Source organism: Ruegeria sp. BHSA163 (assembly GCF_059613365.1).
In genome coordinates, this window is the sequence record NZ_JBXWSJ010000009.1 from 42,740 (window position 1) to 62,044 (window position 19,305).

At 53.3% G+C, this 19,305-nt stretch carries 17 protein-coding genes; 13 read left to right on the top strand and 4 right to left on the bottom strand.

From position 1 onward, the window contains the following. The first annotated feature begins 25 nt into the window (after positions 1 to 25). Positions 26 to 1,294: a permease gene (locus AC2FNV_RS06500; RefSeq protein WP_170607097.1), complete on the top strand. Its 1,269-nt coding sequence runs from the start codon at positions 26 to 28 to the stop codon at positions 1,292 to 1,294. Positions 1,295 to 1,303: 9 nt separating this feature from the next. Here the strand turns inward: AC2FNV_RS06500 and AC2FNV_RS06505 are convergent, their stop codons facing one another. Continuing rightward, positions 1,304 to 2,191 (bottom strand): LysR family transcriptional regulator ArgP, encoded by an 888-nt coding sequence (locus tag AC2FNV_RS06505; protein ID WP_170607095.1) that lies wholly within the window; start codon positions 2,189 to 2,191, stop codon positions 1,304 to 1,306. Between the two features lie 85 nt (positions 2,192 to 2,276). Here AC2FNV_RS06505 and AC2FNV_RS06510 point away from each other — a divergent pair, with 85 nt between their 5' ends. From AC2FNV_RS06510 to AC2FNV_RS06535, 6 genes are all read left to right on the top strand, one after another. Further along, entirely contained in the window at positions 2,277 to 2,876 is a 600-nt protein-coding gene (locus AC2FNV_RS06510; RefSeq protein ID WP_170607093.1) for a LysE/ArgO family amino acid transporter, read from the top strand. A 39-nt stretch (positions 2,877 to 2,915) separates the two neighbouring features. Then, positions 2,916 to 3,851, top strand: a complete 936-nt coding sequence (locus tag AC2FNV_RS06515; RefSeq protein ID WP_170607091.1) for a DMT family transporter — start codon at positions 2,916 to 2,918, stop codon at positions 3,849 to 3,851. 57 nt (positions 3,852 to 3,908) lie between these two features. Then, positions 3,909 to 4,490: a choline-binding transcriptional repressor BetI gene (gene betI / locus AC2FNV_RS06520; RefSeq protein ID WP_170607089.1), complete on the top strand. Its 582-nt coding sequence runs from the start codon at positions 3,909 to 3,911 to the stop codon at positions 4,488 to 4,490. Further along, positions 4,477 to 5,985, top strand: coding sequence for a choline-sulfatase (gene betC, locus AC2FNV_RS06525; protein ID WP_170607087.1), 1,509 nt, complete (start codon positions 4,477 to 4,479; stop codon positions 5,983 to 5,985). The genes betI and betC overlap by 14 nt, the downstream gene beginning before the upstream one ends. Before the next feature lie 73 nt (positions 5,986 to 6,058). Beyond that, positions 6,059 to 7,717, top strand: a complete 1,659-nt coding sequence (betA, locus tag AC2FNV_RS06530; protein WP_170607085.1) for a choline dehydrogenase — start codon at positions 6,059 to 6,061, stop codon at positions 7,715 to 7,717. 141 nt (positions 7,718 to 7,858) lie between these two features. Next, positions 7,859 to 8,098 carry an HP1242/YdcH family protein gene (locus tag AC2FNV_RS06535; RefSeq protein WP_170478736.1) on the top strand — a complete coding sequence of 80 codons (240 nt, stop codon included), beginning with the start codon at positions 7,859 to 7,861 and terminating at the stop codon, positions 8,096 to 8,098. Positions 8,099 to 8,160: 62 nt separating this feature from the next. On the opposite strand, the gene AC2FNV_RS06540 is transcribed toward AC2FNV_RS06535, so the two are convergent. After that, on the bottom strand, positions 8,161 to 9,561 hold the full coding sequence (locus AC2FNV_RS06540; protein ID WP_170607083.1) for a helix-turn-helix domain-containing protein: 1,401 nt from the start codon (positions 9,559 to 9,561) through the stop codon (positions 8,161 to 8,163). Between the two features lie 63 nt (positions 9,562 to 9,624). Continuing rightward, positions 9,625 to 10,830, bottom strand: coding sequence for a multidrug effflux MFS transporter (locus AC2FNV_RS06545; RefSeq protein ID WP_170478740.1), 1,206 nt, complete (start codon positions 10,828 to 10,830; stop codon positions 9,625 to 9,627). Positions 10,831 to 11,012: 182 nt separating this feature from the next. On the opposite strand from AC2FNV_RS06545, the gene AC2FNV_RS06550 reads away from it, so the two are divergent. The 5 genes from AC2FNV_RS06550 to AC2FNV_RS06570 all read left to right on the top strand — a co-directional run bounded on the left by AC2FNV_RS06550 (position 11,013) and on the right by AC2FNV_RS06570 (position 16,385). Beyond that, entirely contained in the window at positions 11,013 to 12,545 is a 1,533-nt protein-coding gene (locus AC2FNV_RS06550) for an acyl-CoA carboxylase subunit beta (protein WP_170478742.1), read from the top strand. A gap of 141 nt (positions 12,546 to 12,686) precedes the next feature. Next, entirely contained in the window at positions 12,687 to 13,103 is a 417-nt protein-coding gene (locus tag AC2FNV_RS06555) for a DUF6497 family protein (protein WP_254442588.1), read from the top strand. Between the two features lie 2 nt (positions 13,104 to 13,105). Further along, the gene (locus tag AC2FNV_RS06560) at positions 13,106 to 13,459 is read left to right on the top strand and encodes a hypothetical protein (protein WP_170607079.1); all 354 of its coding nucleotides are present in this window, start codon (positions 13,106 to 13,108) and stop codon (positions 13,457 to 13,459) included. Between the two features lie 556 nt (positions 13,460 to 14,015). Then, a complete protein-coding gene (locus tag AC2FNV_RS06565) occupies positions 14,016 to 14,219 on the top strand; it encodes a hypothetical protein (RefSeq protein WP_170478745.1) in 204 nt (67 codons plus the stop codon). A gap of 120 nt (positions 14,220 to 14,339) precedes the next feature. Continuing rightward, positions 14,340 to 16,385 carry an acetyl-CoA carboxylase biotin carboxylase subunit gene (locus tag AC2FNV_RS06570; protein ID WP_170607077.1) on the top strand — a complete coding sequence of 682 codons (2,046 nt, stop codon included), beginning with the start codon at positions 14,340 to 14,342 and terminating at the stop codon, positions 16,383 to 16,385. A 76-nt stretch (positions 16,386 to 16,461) separates the two neighbouring features. Here AC2FNV_RS06570 and AC2FNV_RS06575 read toward each other — a convergent pair whose 3' ends face one another. Then, complete coding sequence (locus AC2FNV_RS06575) at positions 16,462 to 16,908, bottom strand: DUF4174 domain-containing protein (protein ID WP_170607075.1); 447 nt, start codon at positions 16,906 to 16,908, stop codon at positions 16,462 to 16,464. A 168-nt stretch (positions 16,909 to 17,076) separates the two neighbouring features. Between AC2FNV_RS06575 and scpA the strand changes: the two genes are divergently transcribed. Further along, positions 17,077 to 19,203, top strand: coding sequence for a methylmalonyl-CoA mutase (scpA, locus tag AC2FNV_RS06580; protein ID WP_170607073.1), 2,127 nt, complete (start codon positions 17,077 to 17,079; stop codon positions 19,201 to 19,203). Positions 19,204 to 19,305 lie beyond the last annotated feature (102 nt).

Here is a 19,305-nt window from a genome sequence, read left to right on the forward strand (position 1 = left end):
TTCAAGTCACTCCTGAAATGAGCGTATGGCGGATACCTCCCCTGATCTTGCAAGACGGAATGTCCCGGTTCTGGCCGGTCAAAGCATATTGTCTCAGGTCGCGTGGACACTCGGAAGCCCATCGGTCGTTTTGCCCTTCCTAGCGGTGTCGCTTGAGCTACCAATGTTTCTCGCCGGTGCTCTAGTCTCGATACGTATGTTTGGAAGTATGGTCGCTGACGTATTCCTTGCGCATTCGATAGCGGCTCGTGAACGAAAAAAACGGGCGATTGCGTTGACCGAGGTCGCGGTCGGGGCCTGTTTGGTTCTCGCTTTGGCTTTGGCCGCTACTGGTGTTGTCCCGATTGTTGCTTTGGCATTTGCGACTGCTTTTTTGATGATTGGTCTGATCGAAGAAGTTCAGTCACTGCTTTACACGGATCTGATTGGGGATCATGTCAAATCAAAGTCTCGGATGGCATTGCACTACCTTCAGCTTGGGGCTGGGGGGTTAGCTACGATTGGTTTGGCATTATTGATTCATCAGATCATGAAGGACGCTCCACCGTTCTCGCGCCACTCGGCTGTCATAGCAGTTTCTGTAACATTTTTCGTTCTTTCTGGCCTTTCAATTCTGGCGATGGCCGAGGCGGAAAAGAAGAAGGAAACCTCCGAAAAAGATGTTGGAAAAACGAGGTTCGTTGAGAATTTCACCAACATTTCCAAGATGTTTGAACAACCATGGTTCCGACATTATATGGTCATGAGGCTGCCTTTGGTTGTGGTGTCACTTTCGGTACCCTTCTTCGCTTTGATCGCTGCGGAAGCGCACCATTCATCTGCAAAGGGACTGACCGCGATGATTGTTTCTTCCGCGTCGGGATATCTTGTATCTGCGCCGTTGTGGCAGGTTGTGAATATGAAATCCCATCGAGCCGTCATGGTTGCAGGCACGCTGATGGTAGCATGCACAGGGATCGCGTTGCTGAGTGTACATTATCTGGGTGCCGATCATGACATTCATTTGCATGCCGCCGCGTTGTTTGTCGTGACCGTGGCGGTCACTGGTGTCAGTAGTGCACGGAAATTGTATTTTCTTGATGTGGCTCCGAAAGATCAACGCGTACAAGGGGCTGCAGCAATCAAAAGCATATGCCGCATATCTGCCGTTGTTATCTCATCGGTCCTGGCAGCGGTCGCGCACATGCACGAAGTTTCTTTGGCCATCATGTTCATCTGTGCGGTAAGTATTTTGGCGGCGGTCCTATGTTACCGCGTCGTCATTCCTGAAGAGGTAAAGGCTGCAAACCTTTAACTTAAGTCCTCATTCGGATGGAACCATAATCTGTGCCGCTGCTTGCCTGACGGCCCGGGTTAGCGAAGTCAGGGCGGGGGCAAGTATCCTTCCGACTTGCCATGTCAGTGGAATGTCCAACGGCTTGCCGGGGACTAGCTCGCAAAGCCTGCCGTCTTCGAGCATGGGTCGCACTAGGACTTCGGGATTCATCCCCCAACCCACGCCAGCGATGGCGGCGTCGACGAAACCTTGTGATGAAGGCAGAAAATGCGAAGGCGGCGAAATACGGGTGCCGGTTTGCGCCTCGATCCAGGTGCTCTGCAGTTTGTCTTTTGGATTGAATATCAGGCAAGGAGCCTTGGCCAGAGTCACGGGCGTTACGCCGACTGCGAACCATTTTCGAATAAAGTCAGGACTTGCAGTAGGCAAATAGCGTAGAGACCCAAGTGAAAAGGTATCACAACCGCTTACGGCATGACCGCCTACGGAAATGGCGGCGCTGACCTCGCCGCGGCGTAACCACGCAGCCGAGTAATCTTGATTATCGATCACCAGATCGAAGAGCATTCCGTCAACTTTAGCCATAGCATCAATAAACCAGGTTGCCAGACTGTCTGCAGTAACCGCGATCCTCACGCGTGCCGCGCCCGGACTGGTTTCAAGCGCCAGTTCTCTGGTCAGTTGAGCCTCTAAAAGTCCAATATCCTCGGCGTGCCGCGCTATCCGTAGTCCGGTCGGCGTGCCGGAGCATGGGTTGCCCCGCTGGATCAAAGACGCGCCAACACGGTCTTCCAATGCTTTGATCCGCTGCGATATGGCCGAAGGTGTCACCGCAAGTTCCGAAGCTGCAGCCTCAAAGCTCCCATGCCGCAAAATAGCGGACAAAGCGGACAGTTGATGGGGGTCGAAACGCATTAGAGATTCTAACTTAGGAGAAGTTTCTTTAATTTGATAGAGCCAGCAAAGTGGGTTAGTCAACGCCTCCGAATATGGAGGCAAAATGACAACGTCGCTGATTGCAGGTTTCGCTTTGGGATTCAGCCTGATCCTGGCAATTGGCGCACAAAACGCCTTCCTGCTCAGACAAGGCCTAAGACGAGAGCATGTGTTTGCTTTGTGCCTGATCTGCGCAACCTCAGATGCCATTCTGATCGCCGCGGGGGTAGCCGGCTTTGGAACTCTGACGCAGGCCGCGCCATGGTTCGAAACGGCGATGCGCTATGGCGGTGCGGTATTTTTGATATGGTATGCAATGCGAAGCTTTCACTCTGCCTGGCAGGGCGGATCGGTCCTGGAAACTGGGCCAGGCCAAAGCATGACCCTGCGTGCTGCATTGCTTACCGTGTCGGCATTTACCTGGCTGAACCCTCATGTCTATCTGGACACCGTCGTTTTGATTGGTTCAATCTCAGCGCAGTACGAAGATCAGATGGCTTTCGCCATTGGCGCGATGACGTCCAGTTTCGTGTTCTTTTTTTCGCTTGGGTATGGGGCGGGTATTTTGGCTCCGGTTTTCAGGCGTCCGAGGTCGTGGCAAGTATTAGATCTAATTATAGGGATCGTGATGCTGGGGATCGCACTTAAACTTGTTGCCATGTGAAGGGTTGTGGAGTGCCGGGTTTAGGTGTTCAACAAACCCATGAGTATTGCCACTGATCAATCGCGCCCAATTGCCGGCATGTTTTGGATGTTTGCCGCAGGTATGTCCTTTGTGGTCATGACGGCGCTGGTCAAGACATTGGGAACAACCATGAACCCAATACAGGCGGCATTTTTGCGGTACGCATTGGGGTTGGTATTTCTGCTTCCGGCTTTGCGCGCCATTGTCGCTACACGTTTGACCCGTCGAAATGTGACCCTTTTTGGCCTACGCGGAGTGGTTCATGCAGCGGCGGTAATGCTGTGGTTTTTCGCCATGACGCGCATTCCGTTGGCCGAGGTCACAGCGATGAACTACATGACACCGGTATACGTCACGCTGGGCGCAGCGCTTTTTCTTGGGGAAAGACTTGCCTTTCGCCGAATTGCAGCGATTGGCGTGGCATTGGTCGGTGTTGTTATCATTTTGCGTCCGGGTTTCCGCGAAGTTTCACCGGGGCATATCGCAATGCTGGGAACATCATTGGCATTGGGGGGGTCTTACCTTTTGGCCAAGGTAATGGTGCGTGATATCCGACCTTCGGTTGTTGTGGCTCATCTTTCGATCTGGGTGACAATTGCGCTTATACCTTTTGCTGTCGCCGTTTGGGAACCGCCGAGACTGCGTGACCTTGGAGTATTATTTTTAGTCGCCAGCTTTGCCACTGCTGGGCATTATTTCATGACACTTGCGCTACAAGCGGCACCTGTTGCCGTCACTCAGCCGGTCACATTCCTGCAATTAATCTGGGCTACATTACTGGGGGCCATCGTTTTTCACGAAAGCGTCGACATCTGGGTTGTGGCGGGCGGAACGTTGATTCTGGCAGCCGTCAGTTTCATTGCGTGGCGTGAGGCTGTTCTAAAACGTTCAAGCGGCACGCCGCCTTCGGGTTCGGAATGCCCGCCCGAGCGTTTGCGAAAGGTTGTTGATTGACGAGTCAATAAAATCCTCTTAGCCTTCGAACGGATTAGGTGAGGCTGAGAGGCGGTTATGCCAAAATTGGGAATGGAACCGATCCGCCGGGACGCGATTGTCAAAGCGACAATTGCGGAGTTGGGTGTAAAGAAATCGTTGGACGTTACTGTCAGTCAGATCGCCAAGCGCGCGGGAATGTCCAGCGCTTTGGCGCATCACTATTTTGGTGGAAAAGACCAGATTTTTCTTGCTGCAATGCGACAGATTCTAAGCGATTTCGGGGCAGAGGCACGCCAAGAACTTAAACAGGCCGCGCCGGGTGAACGCCCACACGCCATCATCCGTGCATGTTTTGGGCCCGCGTGTTTTACACCGGACGTCATTGCAGCTTGGATGACCTTCTATGTGCTGGCGCAAACCAACGGGGACGCGCTGCGTCTTTGGCAAATCTATCAGTCGCGTATCCGTTCAAACCTGATTGACGCGATGCGCCCTGCTTTGTCCGATCCGGTCGAGGCTGCAGAGGATATGATAGCATTGATAGATGGGCTTTATATCCGCGCTGCACTAAGCGCACCGGAAGAGCCACAATTAGCAGTGGATCACGCCCTGCGTGTTCTCGCCAGGTTTTTAGAGGCAGAGAATGACCCAACCTAACATTCTGATCCTCATGGTGGATCAGTTGAACGGCACCCTCTTTCCCGATGGTCCGGCAGACTGGCTGCACGCACCAAATCTGAAAAAACTGGCGGCACGGTCCACACGGTTTGCAAACGCATATACAGCTTCTCCGTTGTGCGCGCCTGGCCGGGCCAGTTTCATGACGGGTCAGTTGCCCTCCCGAACCGGGGTTTATGACAATGCAGCCGAATTTCGCAGTGATATCCCGACCTACGCGCATCATCTGCGCCGCGCGGGGTATTATACCTGCTTATCCGGGAAAATGCACTTTGTTGGTCCGGACCAAATGCACGGCTTCGAAGACCGGCTGACGACGGACATCTATCCGGCTGATTTCGGTTGGACTCCGGATTACCGAAAACCAGGCGAGCGGATCGATTGGTGGTATCACAATATGGGCTCGGTCACAGGCGCCGGTATTGCAGAAATCACCAACCAGATGGAGTATGACGACGAAGTCGCTTACCACGCTAAGGCCAAGCTTTATGATTTGGCCCGAGGCAAAGACGATCGTCCCTGGAGCCTGACCGTTAGCTTCACGCACCCGCATGACCCATATGTCGCACGGCGAAAATACTGGGACCTTTACGAAGACTGCGAACACATTTTGCCTGAAATTGCCGACATTGGTTACGAAAATCAGGATCCGCACGCGCAACGGATATTTGACGCCAATGACTGGCGGAGTTTCGACATTACAGAGGAGGATATCCGCCGGTCCCGCCGAGCCTATTTTGCGAACATCTCGTATCTTGACGAAAAGATCGGCGAATTATTGGAAGTGCTGGATAACACTCGGCAAGAGGCAATCATTTTGTTTGTCTCGGATCATGGCGACATGTTGGGTGAACGAGGATTGTGGTTCAAGATGAACTTCTTCGACGGCTCGGCTCGGGTTCCGCTCATGATTTCGGCAACTTCGCTGCCCGTTGGGTGTATTGACGATCCCGTTTCTACAATCGATGTCACTCCGACTCTGGGTGCTTTGGCGGGTGTCGATATGGCGGAAATCGCGCCTTGGACAGACGGTGAAAACCTTGTTCCGTTGGCGCAAGGTGTTGAGCGTACAACACCCGTCGCCATGGAATATGCGGCAGAGGCGTCTTATGCGCCGCTAGTTTCTCTGCGGTATGGAAAGTGGAAATTCAATCGCTGCGCGTTGGATCCTGATCAGCTGTTCGATCTGCATAACGATCCGCATGAGCTGAAAAATTTGGCAGGCATTAAAGAACACGCCGGAACCTTGCAGACAATGCGAGCCAAGTCCGAAGCTCGTTGGGACCTGGACCGTTTCGACGCAGATGTCCGGGCAAGTCAGGCCAGACGCTGGGTAGTTTACGAGGCGCTTAGGCAGGGCGGTTATTATCCTTGGGATTACCAGCCCCTGCAAAAGGCCTCGGAAAGATACATGCGCAACCACATGGACTTAAACGACGTCGAAGATAGCCAACGCTTTCCTCGCGGCGAGTAACACTGAAGATCATCCCGCGGGTAGAGACCAGGCCATTAAGAACTCTGATCCCCCGGGCAATGGAGATTAAATAATGCAAGCAGATTTTGTCATCGTAGGCGCTGGATCCGCCGGATGTGCGATGGCGTATCGGTTGAGCGAGGCGGGTGCCTCGGTTCTGGTGATTGAACATGGCGGTACCGATGCGGGGCCGTTCATTCAGATGCCGGCCGCACTTAGTTACCCAATGAACATGTCGCGTTATGATTGGGGCTATAGGTCTGAACCTGAACCTCATTTAAACAATCGCCGGCTGGCATGCCCTCGGGGTAAGGTCATTGGAGGATCTTCCTCGATAAACGGGATGGTTTATGTACGAGGGCACGCGCGTGATTTTGACACCTGGGCCGAGATGGGAGCGAACGGGTGGTCCTATTCCGATGTCTTGCCTTACTACAAACGCATGGAAACATGGCACGACAACGGTCATGGTGGGGATCCAACGTGGCGAGGTAAAGACGGGCCTCTACACGTATCGCGCGGACCGCGTAAAAACCCTTTGTTTCAAGCCTTTGTCGACGCGGGAAGGCAAGCCGGTTACGAGGTAACAGGCGACTACAACGGCGAAAAGCAAGAAGGCTTTGGCCCGATGGAGCAGACTGTCTGGAAAGGTCGTCGATGGTCAGCAGCAAACGCATATCTAAAGCCTGCGCTCAGGCGCGGGAATTGCAGTATCGTCAGGGGACTGGCTGCACGCGTCGTTTTTGAGGAGGGACGTGCAGCAGGTGTCGAACTGATCCGCGGTGGGAAGAAGGAGGTTATCAAGGCCAATCGAGAAGTCGTTTTGGCGGCGTCGTCGATAAACTCACCCAAATTGCTGATGCTGTCCGGTATCGGGCCGGCCTCACACTTGGCGGAGCACAAAATCGACGTGGTTGCGGATCGACCCGGCGTCGGCGCAAACCTGCAGGATCACTTGGAACTGTATATCCAGCAGGCATCCTTGCAGCCGATTACATTGTACAAACACTGGAACCTCATCAGTAAGGGTCTGATTGGTGCGCAGTGGCTGTTCACCAAAACTGGGCTTGGGGCATCAAACCAATTTGAAAGCGCTGCGTTCATCAGGTCGAAACCAGGTGTCGAATACCCAGATATCCAGTATCACTTCTTGCCTATGGCGATACGTTATGACGGTCAGGCCGCCGCTGAAGGACATGGGTTTCAGGCACATGTCGGCCCGATGCGTTCCCCGTCCCGTGGTACGGTCACGTTGCGATCAAATCGACCTGAAGATGCACCGGTGATCCGTTTCAACTACATGAGCCACGAAAAGGATTGGGAGGATTTCCGGACCTGCATTCGACTGACACGAGAAATCTTTGGTCAGGAAGCATTCGAACACTTCGCGGGGGAAGAAATCCAACCTGGCGCGTCTTTGCAATCCGACGAAGAGTTAAATGGTTTTATCGCCGAACATGCAGAAAGCGCCTATCACCCTTGCGGAACCTGTCGAATGGGACGGACTGACGACAAACAGGCCGTTGTTGATCCGCATGGGCGCGTGATCGGAGTCGACGGGTTACGCGTTGCAGATAGCTCGGTCTTTCCGCAGATCACCAACGGTAACCTGAACGCTCCTTCTATCATGGTGGGTGAGAAAGTTTCGGATCACTTGTTGGGCAAAGATCCCTTGCCAAAAGCGAATGACAGGCCTTGGATACATCCCAACTGGGCATCGCAGCAAAGGTAAAATTCTGGTCAGGGCGAACCTGATGGGATTATTCTTTTTGGTGTCAAAATTGATTTGGACGGAAACTTGATCCGGGTCAAAGTGACGGCCTCTGGACATCGATAAAACTTGGACGCAACGCCAAACAAAGGAGCGAACAAGATGTCTCACACCCCGCATGAACTGGCCGAAGAATTCCCAGACAAGGTTGAATTGATGAGCCAGCTTAAACAAACCGATGCACATTTTGCTCGGCTGGCAGAAGAGTATCACGAATTGAATCGCACTGTTCATCGGGCCGAAACCAACGTTTCACCGATGGAGGAATTGGCCGAGGTCGAGTTGCGGAAAAAGCGTGCAGCCCTCAAGGATGAAATCTGGGGGATTTTGTCGAAAGCTTAACTTTACGGGCGGGGTCATCCCGCTTTTAAGCCGGCTTAAGTGTCGTCGTTCCAGAACACATTTCAAGTCACTTGATACGGTAGTGTTCCGCGGGTATGCGCGTCTATGGTCAGTCGCCTTTCCAGCGGCGGGACAGAACGCTGGTGGCAGGTTTGACGCTCACATATTCTGCATGAGATACCGATCGGCTCATAGGCGCTCGCATTGTCGATATCGAGGTTGTCAGCGTAAACAAGTGCTCTGGCATGACGTGTCTCGCACCCTAGGGCTATTGCATAGCGGCGCACAGGAGCCCCGAAAGAACCGCCGGATTTCGAAACATCGCATGCCAACGAAATATACCTTACACCATCTGGCGTTTCAGCCAGTTGGCGCAGGAAATGTCCCGGTGTTTCGAATGCTCGATGAACATTCCAAAGCGGGCAAGCGCCACCGAACCGCGCAAACTGAAGCCGAGTGGCGGAATGGCGTTTGGTTATTGTTCCAGCCTGATCGACACGCACAAAGAAAAACGGGATACCCTTCGCGCCGGGGCGTTGCAGGGTGGACAGCCGATGCGCAACCTGTTCGATTGAGGCGCCGAAACGGTTGCTAAGAAGTTCTAGATCGTGCCGAGCTTCTTGCGCAGCCGCAAGAAAGGTGGCGTAGGGCATCAATGACGCGCCAGCGAAATAGTTGGCCAAGCCGATCTTTGCGATGGACCGCGCCTCTTCGCTTTGAAATTTGGCAAAGTCCAGAGTAGCTTCGAGCAATTTGTCCTGGTTTATCAAAGCGACCTGAAGCAAGAGCTGAAAAACCTGTGTCTGCGGCGCTGCACGCGATGACAAACGGAGGGTTTTGTTCGCCAAATCATAGATGCGGAGAGTTTCAATATCGGCGAAACTAACTTGAATTCCCTGCGCTGAAAGACTTTCGACCGCGGCTTTTCGAATGTCGCCAACATCTGCAGCTTGCGCAGCAAATCTCTCGGCTGCACGGTCGACGGCATCAATGTAGTTGTCACAATAGTGAAAAAAGTCTCGAACCTCTTCCCAGGGGCTTGCTTGAATCTGAGCATCTTCCCGACCCAAAGCTTCGTCCAGCGACGCCAGCCGTTCGTGGGTTTGGCGATAGGTTCTATGCAGCTCGATAAATGCACGGGCAAGGGCGGGAGCATTTGAGGCCGTCAATCTTAGATCCGCCAATGGCGGCATATTGTCGGCAAACAAAGGATCGGCCAATGCCTCACGCATGTCGGAAACAAGCCGTTCGCTGTCGCCGGTACTCAGTTCGGTGACGTCCATCCCGAACTCTTGTGCAAGGGCAAGAACAACAGTGGTCGAGATCGGCCGGTTATTATTCTCCATCTGGTTCAGGTAGGGCAGGGAAATACCTAGCTTGGCGGCAAATTCCTTTTGGGTCACGGCGAGGCGCGTGCGCATTTCTCGTAGTTTCGCGCCTGCGTATAGCTTTTGAGTGGCCATTGAGTGCCTTTGCAGATTTACTTAACCGGAAGGCTAACTTTGCAAACCGGTATTCGCAAGCTATTACAGGCCCAACTGTCGTTCACGCACAATTACAGTATAGATGGCAATAATTGCCATAACTGAGGTGCCCAACATCAGCCACAGCAGGGGCATTGCTCCGGTCTCGCGGGTCAGCATGGCACCTGCTGACGCACTAAGGGCTGCCCCGCCGCCCAGCATAATGGCACCGCTCAATCCCGAGGCCGTCGCGGCCAGATGTGGACGCACTGACAGTGCCCCAGCTGTCGCATTTGGAATGGACATCCCGTTGCCGAGGCCGACAAAGGTCATAAAGCCGAAAAAACTGAGGGCAGTACCCAAGTCAGCCAAGAACACGGCGGCTGACAAAATCACCCCAATAGCGTTCAGCCAGCAGCCATAAAAAACCATTCTGTTGACGCCAAAGCGCACTGAATATCTTCCGCTAATGAAATTCCCGAAGAAGTACCCAATTGCCGGTGCGCCAAAATAAACCCCAACCTCAGATGCGCTCAATCCAAAAACCTGAGTGCCAATGAATGGGGCGCCGCCCAGATAGGCGAAGAATGCGCCCGAAGAAAGAGCAGAGGACAAAGAATACCCCCAAAATCGAGGCGATCTCAGCAGTTCTGGAAATTCGCGGAATTGCTCGATAAGTGTTTTACCGCTCTTGGCTGCAGTCTCGCCAAAGTCATAATAAGTTAAGCCGAGTGTAAGTGCTGCCAATCCGAAGGGCAGCCAAAAATTAGCCTTCCAACCAAACCCTTCTTCCAGAAAACCACCGATTGCCGGACCGATCATAGGTACTATGGCCATGCCCATGGTCACATACCCAATCATTGATGCTGCTTGATCTTGAGAGTACATGTCACGAACTGCGGCTCGGCTAAGCACGATGCCAACTACGATAACGGCCTGACACATTCTAAACGCTAGGAATACCTGCGCGTTGGGGGCAAAAATACAGCCCAATGTGGAAAGCAGAAACAGGGCAAGCCCCCATAAAAGAACCGGCCTGCGTCCGGCCTTGTCCGCGATAGGGCCGATAAGAATCTGGAGCACTGCGTTTACCAAAAGGTAGAGCGCTATGGACAGTTGCATGACTTTGTAGTCAGCGTCGAAATAAAGAGCCATGTTGGGTAGACTGGGCAGGAACAGATTCATGCTCAGTGCGGAAAGCCCGGAAAGTAAAACAAGTGTTGTTATGCTGGGCGGAGATCGATGCGATGATTGAGAGCTGAACTGCATGGTTCACATGTATAGGTAGGTTTGTTCGATTACTATTCGTCTTTGCAATTGATGTGGTGGGTTAGCAACTTTGCGTTTTCCTAAGGGCGGATTGCTATTAGTTTGCAAATTTGCCGAAAAACTCTTTGGTCGGCGCAGGCTTAATTGTAAAGTCGCGCCAAATTTGACAGGGGATTATCGCCATGAAAGACATCCTTTCCGAGCTTGAAGAGCGCCGTAACAATGCACGGCTGGGCGGTGGGCAAAAGCGGATCGACTCGCAGCACGCAAGAGGGAAGCTTACTGCGCGTGAACGAATCGAGTTATTGGTCGACGAAGGCAGCTTTGAAGAATTCGACATGTTCGTCAGCCACCGTTGCACTGATTTCGGAATGGAAAACCAAAGGCCCGCAGGGGATGGAGTCGTTACCGGTTGGGGCACGATTAACGGTCGCATGGTATATGTATTTTCGCAGGACTTTACCGTTTTTGGTGGTTCCCTGTCAGAAACGCACGCTCAGAAAATCTGCAAAATCATGGACATGGCTATTCAGAATGGTGCGCCTGTAATTGGCATCAACGACTCTGGCGGAGCGCGAATTCAGGAAGGTGTGGCGTCGCTTGCAGGATATGCTGAGGTGTTTCAGCGAAATATCATGGCGTCGGGCGTGGTGCCGCAGATTAGCGTTATTATGGGTCCATGCGCTGGCGGAGCGGTATACAGCCCGGCCATGACGGATTTTATTTTCATGGTGAAAGACACGTCTTACATGTTCGTTACGGGCCCCGATGTCGTGAAGACCGTGACGAACGAAGTTGTTACCGCAGAGGAATTGGGTGGAGCTTCCACGCACACCAAAAAGTCCTCGGTTGCGGACGGAGCGTTTGAAAACGATGTCGAGGCATTAGCTGAAGTTCGGCGCCTGGTTGACTTTCTGCCGCTGAATAATCGTGAAAAGCCACCTGTTCGCCCTTTCTTTGACGAGCCTGATCGGATCGAAGCATCATTGGACACTTTGATTCCGGACAACCCAAATACCCCCTATGATATGAAGGAACTCATTACCAAAGTGGCTGACGAGGGTGATTTCTACGAAATTCAGGAAGATTTCGCCAAGAACATCATCACCGGATTCATCCGTTTGGAGGGACAAACGGTAGGTGTGGTCGCCAACCAGCCGATGGTTCTGGCCGGTTGTCTGGACATCGACAGCTCACGAAAGGCAGCCCGGTTCGTAAGGTTCTGCGACTGTTTTGAGATTCCAATCTTGACGCTTGTGGACGTGCCCGGCTTTTTGCCGGGGACCTCGCAGGAATATGGCGGCGTAATCAAGCACGGCGCGAAATTGTTGTTCGCGTACGGAGAAGCAACAGTTCCAAAGGTTACGGTAATTACACGCAAAGCCTACGGCGGTGCGTACGACGTGATGGCTTCAAAACATTTGCGCGGGGATTTCAACTATGCCTGGCCGACAGCCGAGATTGCCGTCATGGGCGCGAAGGGCGCGACCGAGATTATTCACCGCGCTGATCTTGGTGATGCCGACAAAATTGCGCAACACACTCAGGACTATGAGAATCGCTTTGCCAATCCGTTTGTTGCGGCAGAGCGTGGCTTCATTGACGAGGTGATCATGCCTCATTCCACCCGTCGTAGGGTTTCTCGGGCATTCGCGAGCTTGCGAAACAAAAAGCTGAAAAACCCATGGAAAAAACATGACAATATTCCGCTCTAGCTGCAACGGGGCGTAACACTGCCTGACGATTAGACACGTTCAACACTTAGATGCCATTGCGCTAGTTAACCAATGAACCGCCGCAAAAGACATATCAGCAAGAAATCCAACCGCGTCTGTCGCTTAGCCTCGGTGTCAGGCATGAGTCGTCTGAGGGATAAACTTGGATGGTCGACATTGGTTTTGTCTGTGGCGTGGTTCCCAGGGCAAGCCATGGCGGAAAATCTTCTGCCAGTGCCATCCGGGCAACCGGTTGAATTAAGTAACGTTCTGCTAGACACCAATCCGGGCGAACTTTGGGTGCGGTTTCGGTTTGTTGCGCCCAAAATCGGTTCGACCGTCGGGCGCATCACCTATGATGTGGCTGTTGTCGATATGGCGCACCTTTGCGAGGTTTTGGCGGTTCCTTATGTAGCTCAGCACAAACTGGATCCAGCACGGGTTGTTATCTCATTCTCGGATCGGCCAATCGATTTCGGCTCCTCTTCGCCCGAGGCGACGCAATTTTTTGAAGCCTACCGATTGGAACAATCCCAGTGTATTTGGGAGGGGCTTTGATCATGATAAAGCACCGTGGATTTCCCGGTCGCCTGGCCGGTACCGACTATCAGTTCACAATTCGCCGGGCCAATCCCAAAGGCGTAACACCTTTGACCCGCAGGGAACGTTTTCGCGATCGAAAACCTGCTGACCGGCGGGCAGACGCTGCGTTTTTCGAGGCTTTATGGCAGCATTTCGGCGATCAGCCTTTTGAGCGCGGCAATTTGGATGCTGGTCGGCTGAGCTGGCTATTTGGACGGGAAGTCGTCGCTGCAGAAGACCCTTTTGATCCGTCCAGCTACGAAGCTTTGTTGGTAATTGACGTGGACACGGCACGACAGTCTTTTGCCGATATATTGGATGGGGTGCGGTAAAGGTGACTGGGACAGCTGAAAATCATATTCGTGATATACGGAATATGAGGCCCAATGCAGTTGGCATGAGAGTACGCTCACGTAAGTCGAAAATTGCCCCAAAATTCCGGATGTCCGATAGGAACCAAGAAGGCCATGTGCATCTAGATTTACTCATAAACTGGGTTCTGGCGTCATATGAAGCTACTGAATCGAGTAATTCCGGAATAGGCGCAAAACTGCGCGACAAAAATTCCGATGGGCAGGTTTCAGCCGGAATCGCAACTGGAAAAAGTGCATTGTTGGCGGCTGAAAATGTAGCATGCAAGCTGTCTGTGCCGTGCGGCTCAACTTTGCCTGCGTCGCACATGCACCTACTATTCCGTACCCCTTCCTTCCGCGGGCAGGTCTGTGTTCCCCACATATCTCTGTCCGCGGTTTTCTTTTTGCCGTTCTCCTACCGCGAACAGCAACTTTCTGCGCATTATCGAATGTCTCTGATGTTGTTATTGAATAACAACGATGGATTGTCCCATTTGCCACCGACAACAATTAGAAGGCGTAAAGGGCAGAATAAATGCGAATCTCGAAACTCTTGTTTGTTGCGACGGCCTGCGCGGGTCTCGCAGCGTGTGGCGACACCGTCGGTGAACAGGCGCTGCTTGGTGGCGGCGCGGGAGCCGTGGGCGCAGCAGTGGTCAGTGCCGACCCGCTATTGGGCGCGGTGGTCGGCGCCGCAGGCAATGTGCTTTACTGCAAAACACAGAACACTTGTAGATAACCCGGAATTCTTGCGGGCGCGTGCCGTCGCCCCTTCCGATATCAAGCTATACGCCGTTGCTGGGGTCAGATCCTGCAACGGCGCTTTGCGTTTCCCGAATACAAAGACAAAGGACGTTTCATGTTCAACAAGATCCTGATCGCCAATCGGGGCGAGATTGCCTGCCGCGTCATCAAGACGGCCCAAAAGATGGGAATTGGCACTGTTGCCATTTATTCGGACGCCGACAAGAACGCGCTGCATGTTTCAATGGCTGATGAGGCTGTTCACATCGGACCTCCGCCTGCCAATCAATCCTATATCGTGATAGATAAGGTAATGGACGCCATCCGACAAAGCGGGGCGGAGGCGGTTCACCCTGGATATGGTTTCCTATCTGAGAACGCAAAATTCGCAGAAGCGCTAGAAGCGGAAGGTGTCGCGTTTGTCGGCCCGCCAAAAGGCGCAATCGAAGCGATGGGTGACAAGATAACGTCAAAGAAAATCGCTCAGGATGCGGGCGTCTCTACGGTGCCGGGCTATATGGGTTTGATCGAAGACGCCGAAGAAGCGGTGAAAATTTCGAACGAAATTGGCTATCCGGTGATGATCAAGGCCAGCGCTGGTGGCGGTGGCAAGGGAATGCGAATTGCGTGGAATGACGGCGAAGCGCGAGAAGGCTTTCAGTCTTCCAAGAATGAAGCGGCTAATTCCTTTGGCGACGACCGGATTTTCATTGAGAAGTTCGTGACACAGCCACGTCACATTGAAATTCAGGTGCTGTGCGACGGCCATGGCAATGGAGTCTACTTGGGTGAGCGCGAATGTTCGATTCAGCGACGCAACCAAAAAGTTGTGGAAGAAGCACCGTCGCCCTTCCTTGATCCTGACACGCGAAAAGCCATGGGAGAGCAGGCAGTGGCCTTGGCCAAAGCGGTGGACTATGCCAGCGCGGGGACGGTTGAGTTCATCGTTGACGGGGACAAGAACTTTTACTTTCTTGAAATGAACACACGTTTGCAGGTCGAGCACCCGGTGACCGAGTTGATTACCGGCGTCGATCTTGTGGAACAAATGATCCGAGTAGCGGCGGGTGAAAAGCTGTCGATTACGCAGGACGAGGTGACCTTGACAGGATGGGCTATTGAAAACCGTCTGTACGCCGAGGATCCCTATCGAAATTTCTTGCCATCTATTGGCCGTTTGACCCGCTATCGCCCACCGCAAGAGATTGCCGCTGGTCCGCTTTTGGCAAATGACAAATGGCAAGGCGATGCGCCTAGTGGCGAAAATGCGGTGCGCAATGACACTGGCGTTTATGAGGGGGGCGAGATCAGCATGTATTACGATCCGATGATCGCCAAGTTGTGCACTTGGGCGCCAACGCGAGAGCAGGCGATCGAGGCGATGCGCGTCGCGCTGGACAGTTTCGAAGTCGAAGGTATCGGGCACAATCTACCATTCCTATCAGCGGTGATGGACCACTCAAAATTCATAAGTGGTGACATGACGACGGCCTTTATTGCCGAAGAATATCCTGACGGCTTTGAAGGGGTCGTATTGCCCAAAACTGATCTGCGTCGCATCGCTGCCTCCTGCGCAGCAATGCACCGTGTCGCTGAAATTCGCCGGACGCGTGTCTCGGGAAGAATGGACAATCATGAACGCAAAGTGGGCAACCGCTGGGTGGTTACGCTACAGGGTCATGAATTCGCGGTTCGGGTTGGAGCCGATAAAGAAGGCGCAACCGTTCGTTTTGAAGATGGTTCTACCCTGCGCGTCACATCTGACTGGACGCCCGGCGATCAACTAGCGGTTCTTGACGTTGACGGCAGCCCATTGGTCCTTAAGGCCGGAAAGATCTCGGGCGGTTTCCGGATCCGTAATCGGGGGGCAGACCTTAAGGTGCACGTGCGGCGTCCGCGTCAAGCGGAACTAGCCAGGTTAATGCCGGAGAAATTGCCGCCTGATACTTCGAAAATGCTGCTTTGCCCAATGCCCGGACTGATCGTGAAGATTGATGTCGAAGTCGGTCAGGAGGTGCAGGAGGGGCAGGCCCTGTGCACAGTCGAAGCGATGAAGATGGAGAATATTCTGCGCGCTGAAAAGAAAGGCGTTGTTGCCAAAATCAATGCGGGTCCAGGCGACAGTCTCGCAGTTGATGATGTGATTATCGAGTTTGAGTGATCATGATGACCCAGTCGCCAAGTAAACTGATCTCGACGGCTTTGGGCATTAGTTATTGGCGACCGGAATGTCGGGTTTATCCCCCTTCACGGCGTTCGCGAATTTCGCGTTGGCGCAACGGGGTTTTGTCGATTGATCTACCGATTTCCCGAACGCTCCAAGGCGAAGGTTTACGTAGTTTGACCACGCCGTCTTTGTCGACAAACACCATCTGGAACCCTCGTGGGCGCAGCTTTGATCGAACGGCAGAGCGTGCCGATGGGTCAGTGTCTGTAAGGACAATTACGTCGCGATCTCGCATGGCTTCTTCACCGTCCAGCAACATGTCGATCTGCTCTTGGAAGCGGGGATCGGCTGGCGTGTCTGCAAAGACAACAATTGGGCGGTGGGTCCAAAGAAACTCGCTCAGGTCGCTATCGCCTGCCGGACGAATGAAGTCATCGTCCGCGGGCGCAGCGCCATCAGCCGCCCACGCAACCAAGGGGAATAGTGTCGCAAAAACAAAGGCAAGCGTTCGTGTCATAAGGCCTCCTGCTGAGATGAATATAGCCTGTGTACCGACGAATGCGACCAGCGAAATTCACATGGCGCTCAAAATGTCGCGCATCACTGCGATTCAGGTGATCGCCCGGAACACTTTCAACCGCAGTTCCAACTCTGCGGAGATCAGAATTAACAAGAGGAACATGCAATGACCAACGCGAAGGACTGGCAAGCGCTTGCAGAGAATGAGCTGCGCGGACGTCCGTTGGACGATCTGACTAAGGATACACTAGAGGGTATTCCGGTTAAGCCACTGTATACAAAGGAAGATACTGAGGGTCTGCCCCATATGGGGTCTTTGCCCGGTTTCGGGCCGTTCACACGCGGTGTGAAGGCGACAATGTATGCCGGGCGTCCATGGACGATCCGGCAGTATGCCGGTTTTTCTACAGCCGAGGAATCAAACGCTTTTTATCGCCGCAATCTGGCAGCCGGACAACAGGGTGTTTCCGTGGCATTCGATTTGGCCACCCACCGGGGTTACGACAGCGATCATCCGCGTGTGGTCGGTGACGTGGGAAAAGCAGGGGTCGCTATCGACAGCGTTGAAGATATGAAGATTCTGTTTGATGGAATTCCGCTGGACAAAGTTTCGGTCTCCATGACCATGAATGGCGCGGTTATCCCCATTCTGGCGAGTTTCATCGTCGCAGGCGAAGAACAGGGGCACGATAAATCTGTTCTGTCAGGCACCATTCAGAATGACATTTTGAAAGAGTTCATGGTGCGCAACACCTATATCTATCCGCCTGATCCTTCGATGCGGATTATCTCGGACATCATCGAATTTACTTCGAACGAGATGCCGAAATTCAATTCAATCTCGATTTCGGGCTATCATATGCAAGAGGCTGGCGCGAACCTCGTTCAGGAACTGGCCTACACGCTTGCCGATGGGCGTGAATATGTGCGAGCGGCGACCGAGGCCGGCATGGACGTGGACAAGTTCGCAGGTCGTTTGTCGTTCTTTTTCGCTATTGGCATGAATTTCTTTATGGAGATCGCGAAGTTACGTGCCGCACGCACCTTGTGGCACAGGGTGATGACTGACTTCGGTGCAAAGTCCGAGCGGTCGAAAATGCTTAGGACCCACTGCCAGACATCAGGCGTGTCTTTGCAAGAGCAGGACCCATATAACAACGTCATCCGCACCGCTTATGAAGCGATGAGTGCTGTTCTGGGTGGGACACAGTCGCTGCACACCAATGCTCTTGATGAAGCAATTGCGCTGCCCACCGATTTCTCGGCTCGCATCGCGCGAAACACCCAGTTGGTACTGCAGGAAGAAACCGGTGTGACCGACGTGGTCGATCCGCTTGCTGGTTCTTACTACATAGAAAGCCTTACTAATGAGCTGGTTGAAAAAGCCTGGGCATTGATGGAGGAAGTCGAAGAAATGGGCGGCATGACCAAGGCTGTTGCGTCGGGAATGCCAAAGCTGCGGATCGAGGAAAGCGCTGCGCGTCGTCAGGCCATGATCGACCGGGGTGAAGAAGTCATCGTCGGCGTCAACAAATACCGCAAGGAACAGGAAGACCCGATCGATATTCTCGACGTCGACAATGTTGCCGTTCGCGAGGCTCAGGTCGCCCGACTAGAACGTATCCGCGCTACCCGTGACGAGGCCGCGTGCCAACGCGCGTTGGACAATCTGACCGCAACCGCGCGCGAAGGTGGCAACCTGTTGGCGGCCGCTGTTGAGGCAGCCCGCGCCCGCGCATCCGTAGGAGAGATCAGCATGTCAATGGAAAAGGAATTCGGTCGTCACCGGGCCGAAGTAAAGACACTGGCCGGAGTCTATGGCGCCGCTTATGAGGGCGACGAAGGTTTTGCGGCAATCCAGAAATCGATCGAGGAATTCGCCCAATCCGAAGGGCGTCGCCCGCGTTTGCTGGTTGTCAAAATGGGTCAGGACGGCCATGACCGCGGTGCCAAGGTGATCGCGACTGCGTTCGCGGATATCGGATTTGACGTGGACGTAGGGCCTTTGTTCCAAACGCCAGCCGAAGCGGCACAGGATGCGGTGGACAATGACGTTCACGTGGTTGGAATATCTTCACAGGCGGCTGGCCACAAAACTCTTGCGCCTCAACTTGTCGAAGAGCTTAAGAAAGCAGGGGCAGAGGACATAATCGTCATTTGCGGCGGCGTGATTCCACAACAGGATTACCAGTTCCTCTACGATCACGGCGTGAAGGCGATATTCGGACCGGGCACTAATATTCCTGAAGCCGCCCAGGACATTCTGCGGTTGATTGCCGTCGCCAAACGCTAATGCTTTGATGGCGGCGAACAAAGTTTTTCTTGTTATGTCGTGTGTAATAAGTTTGCGACAAAGATGTTGTCGTAGGTGCGGTGTTGAATATGCCGTCCAATG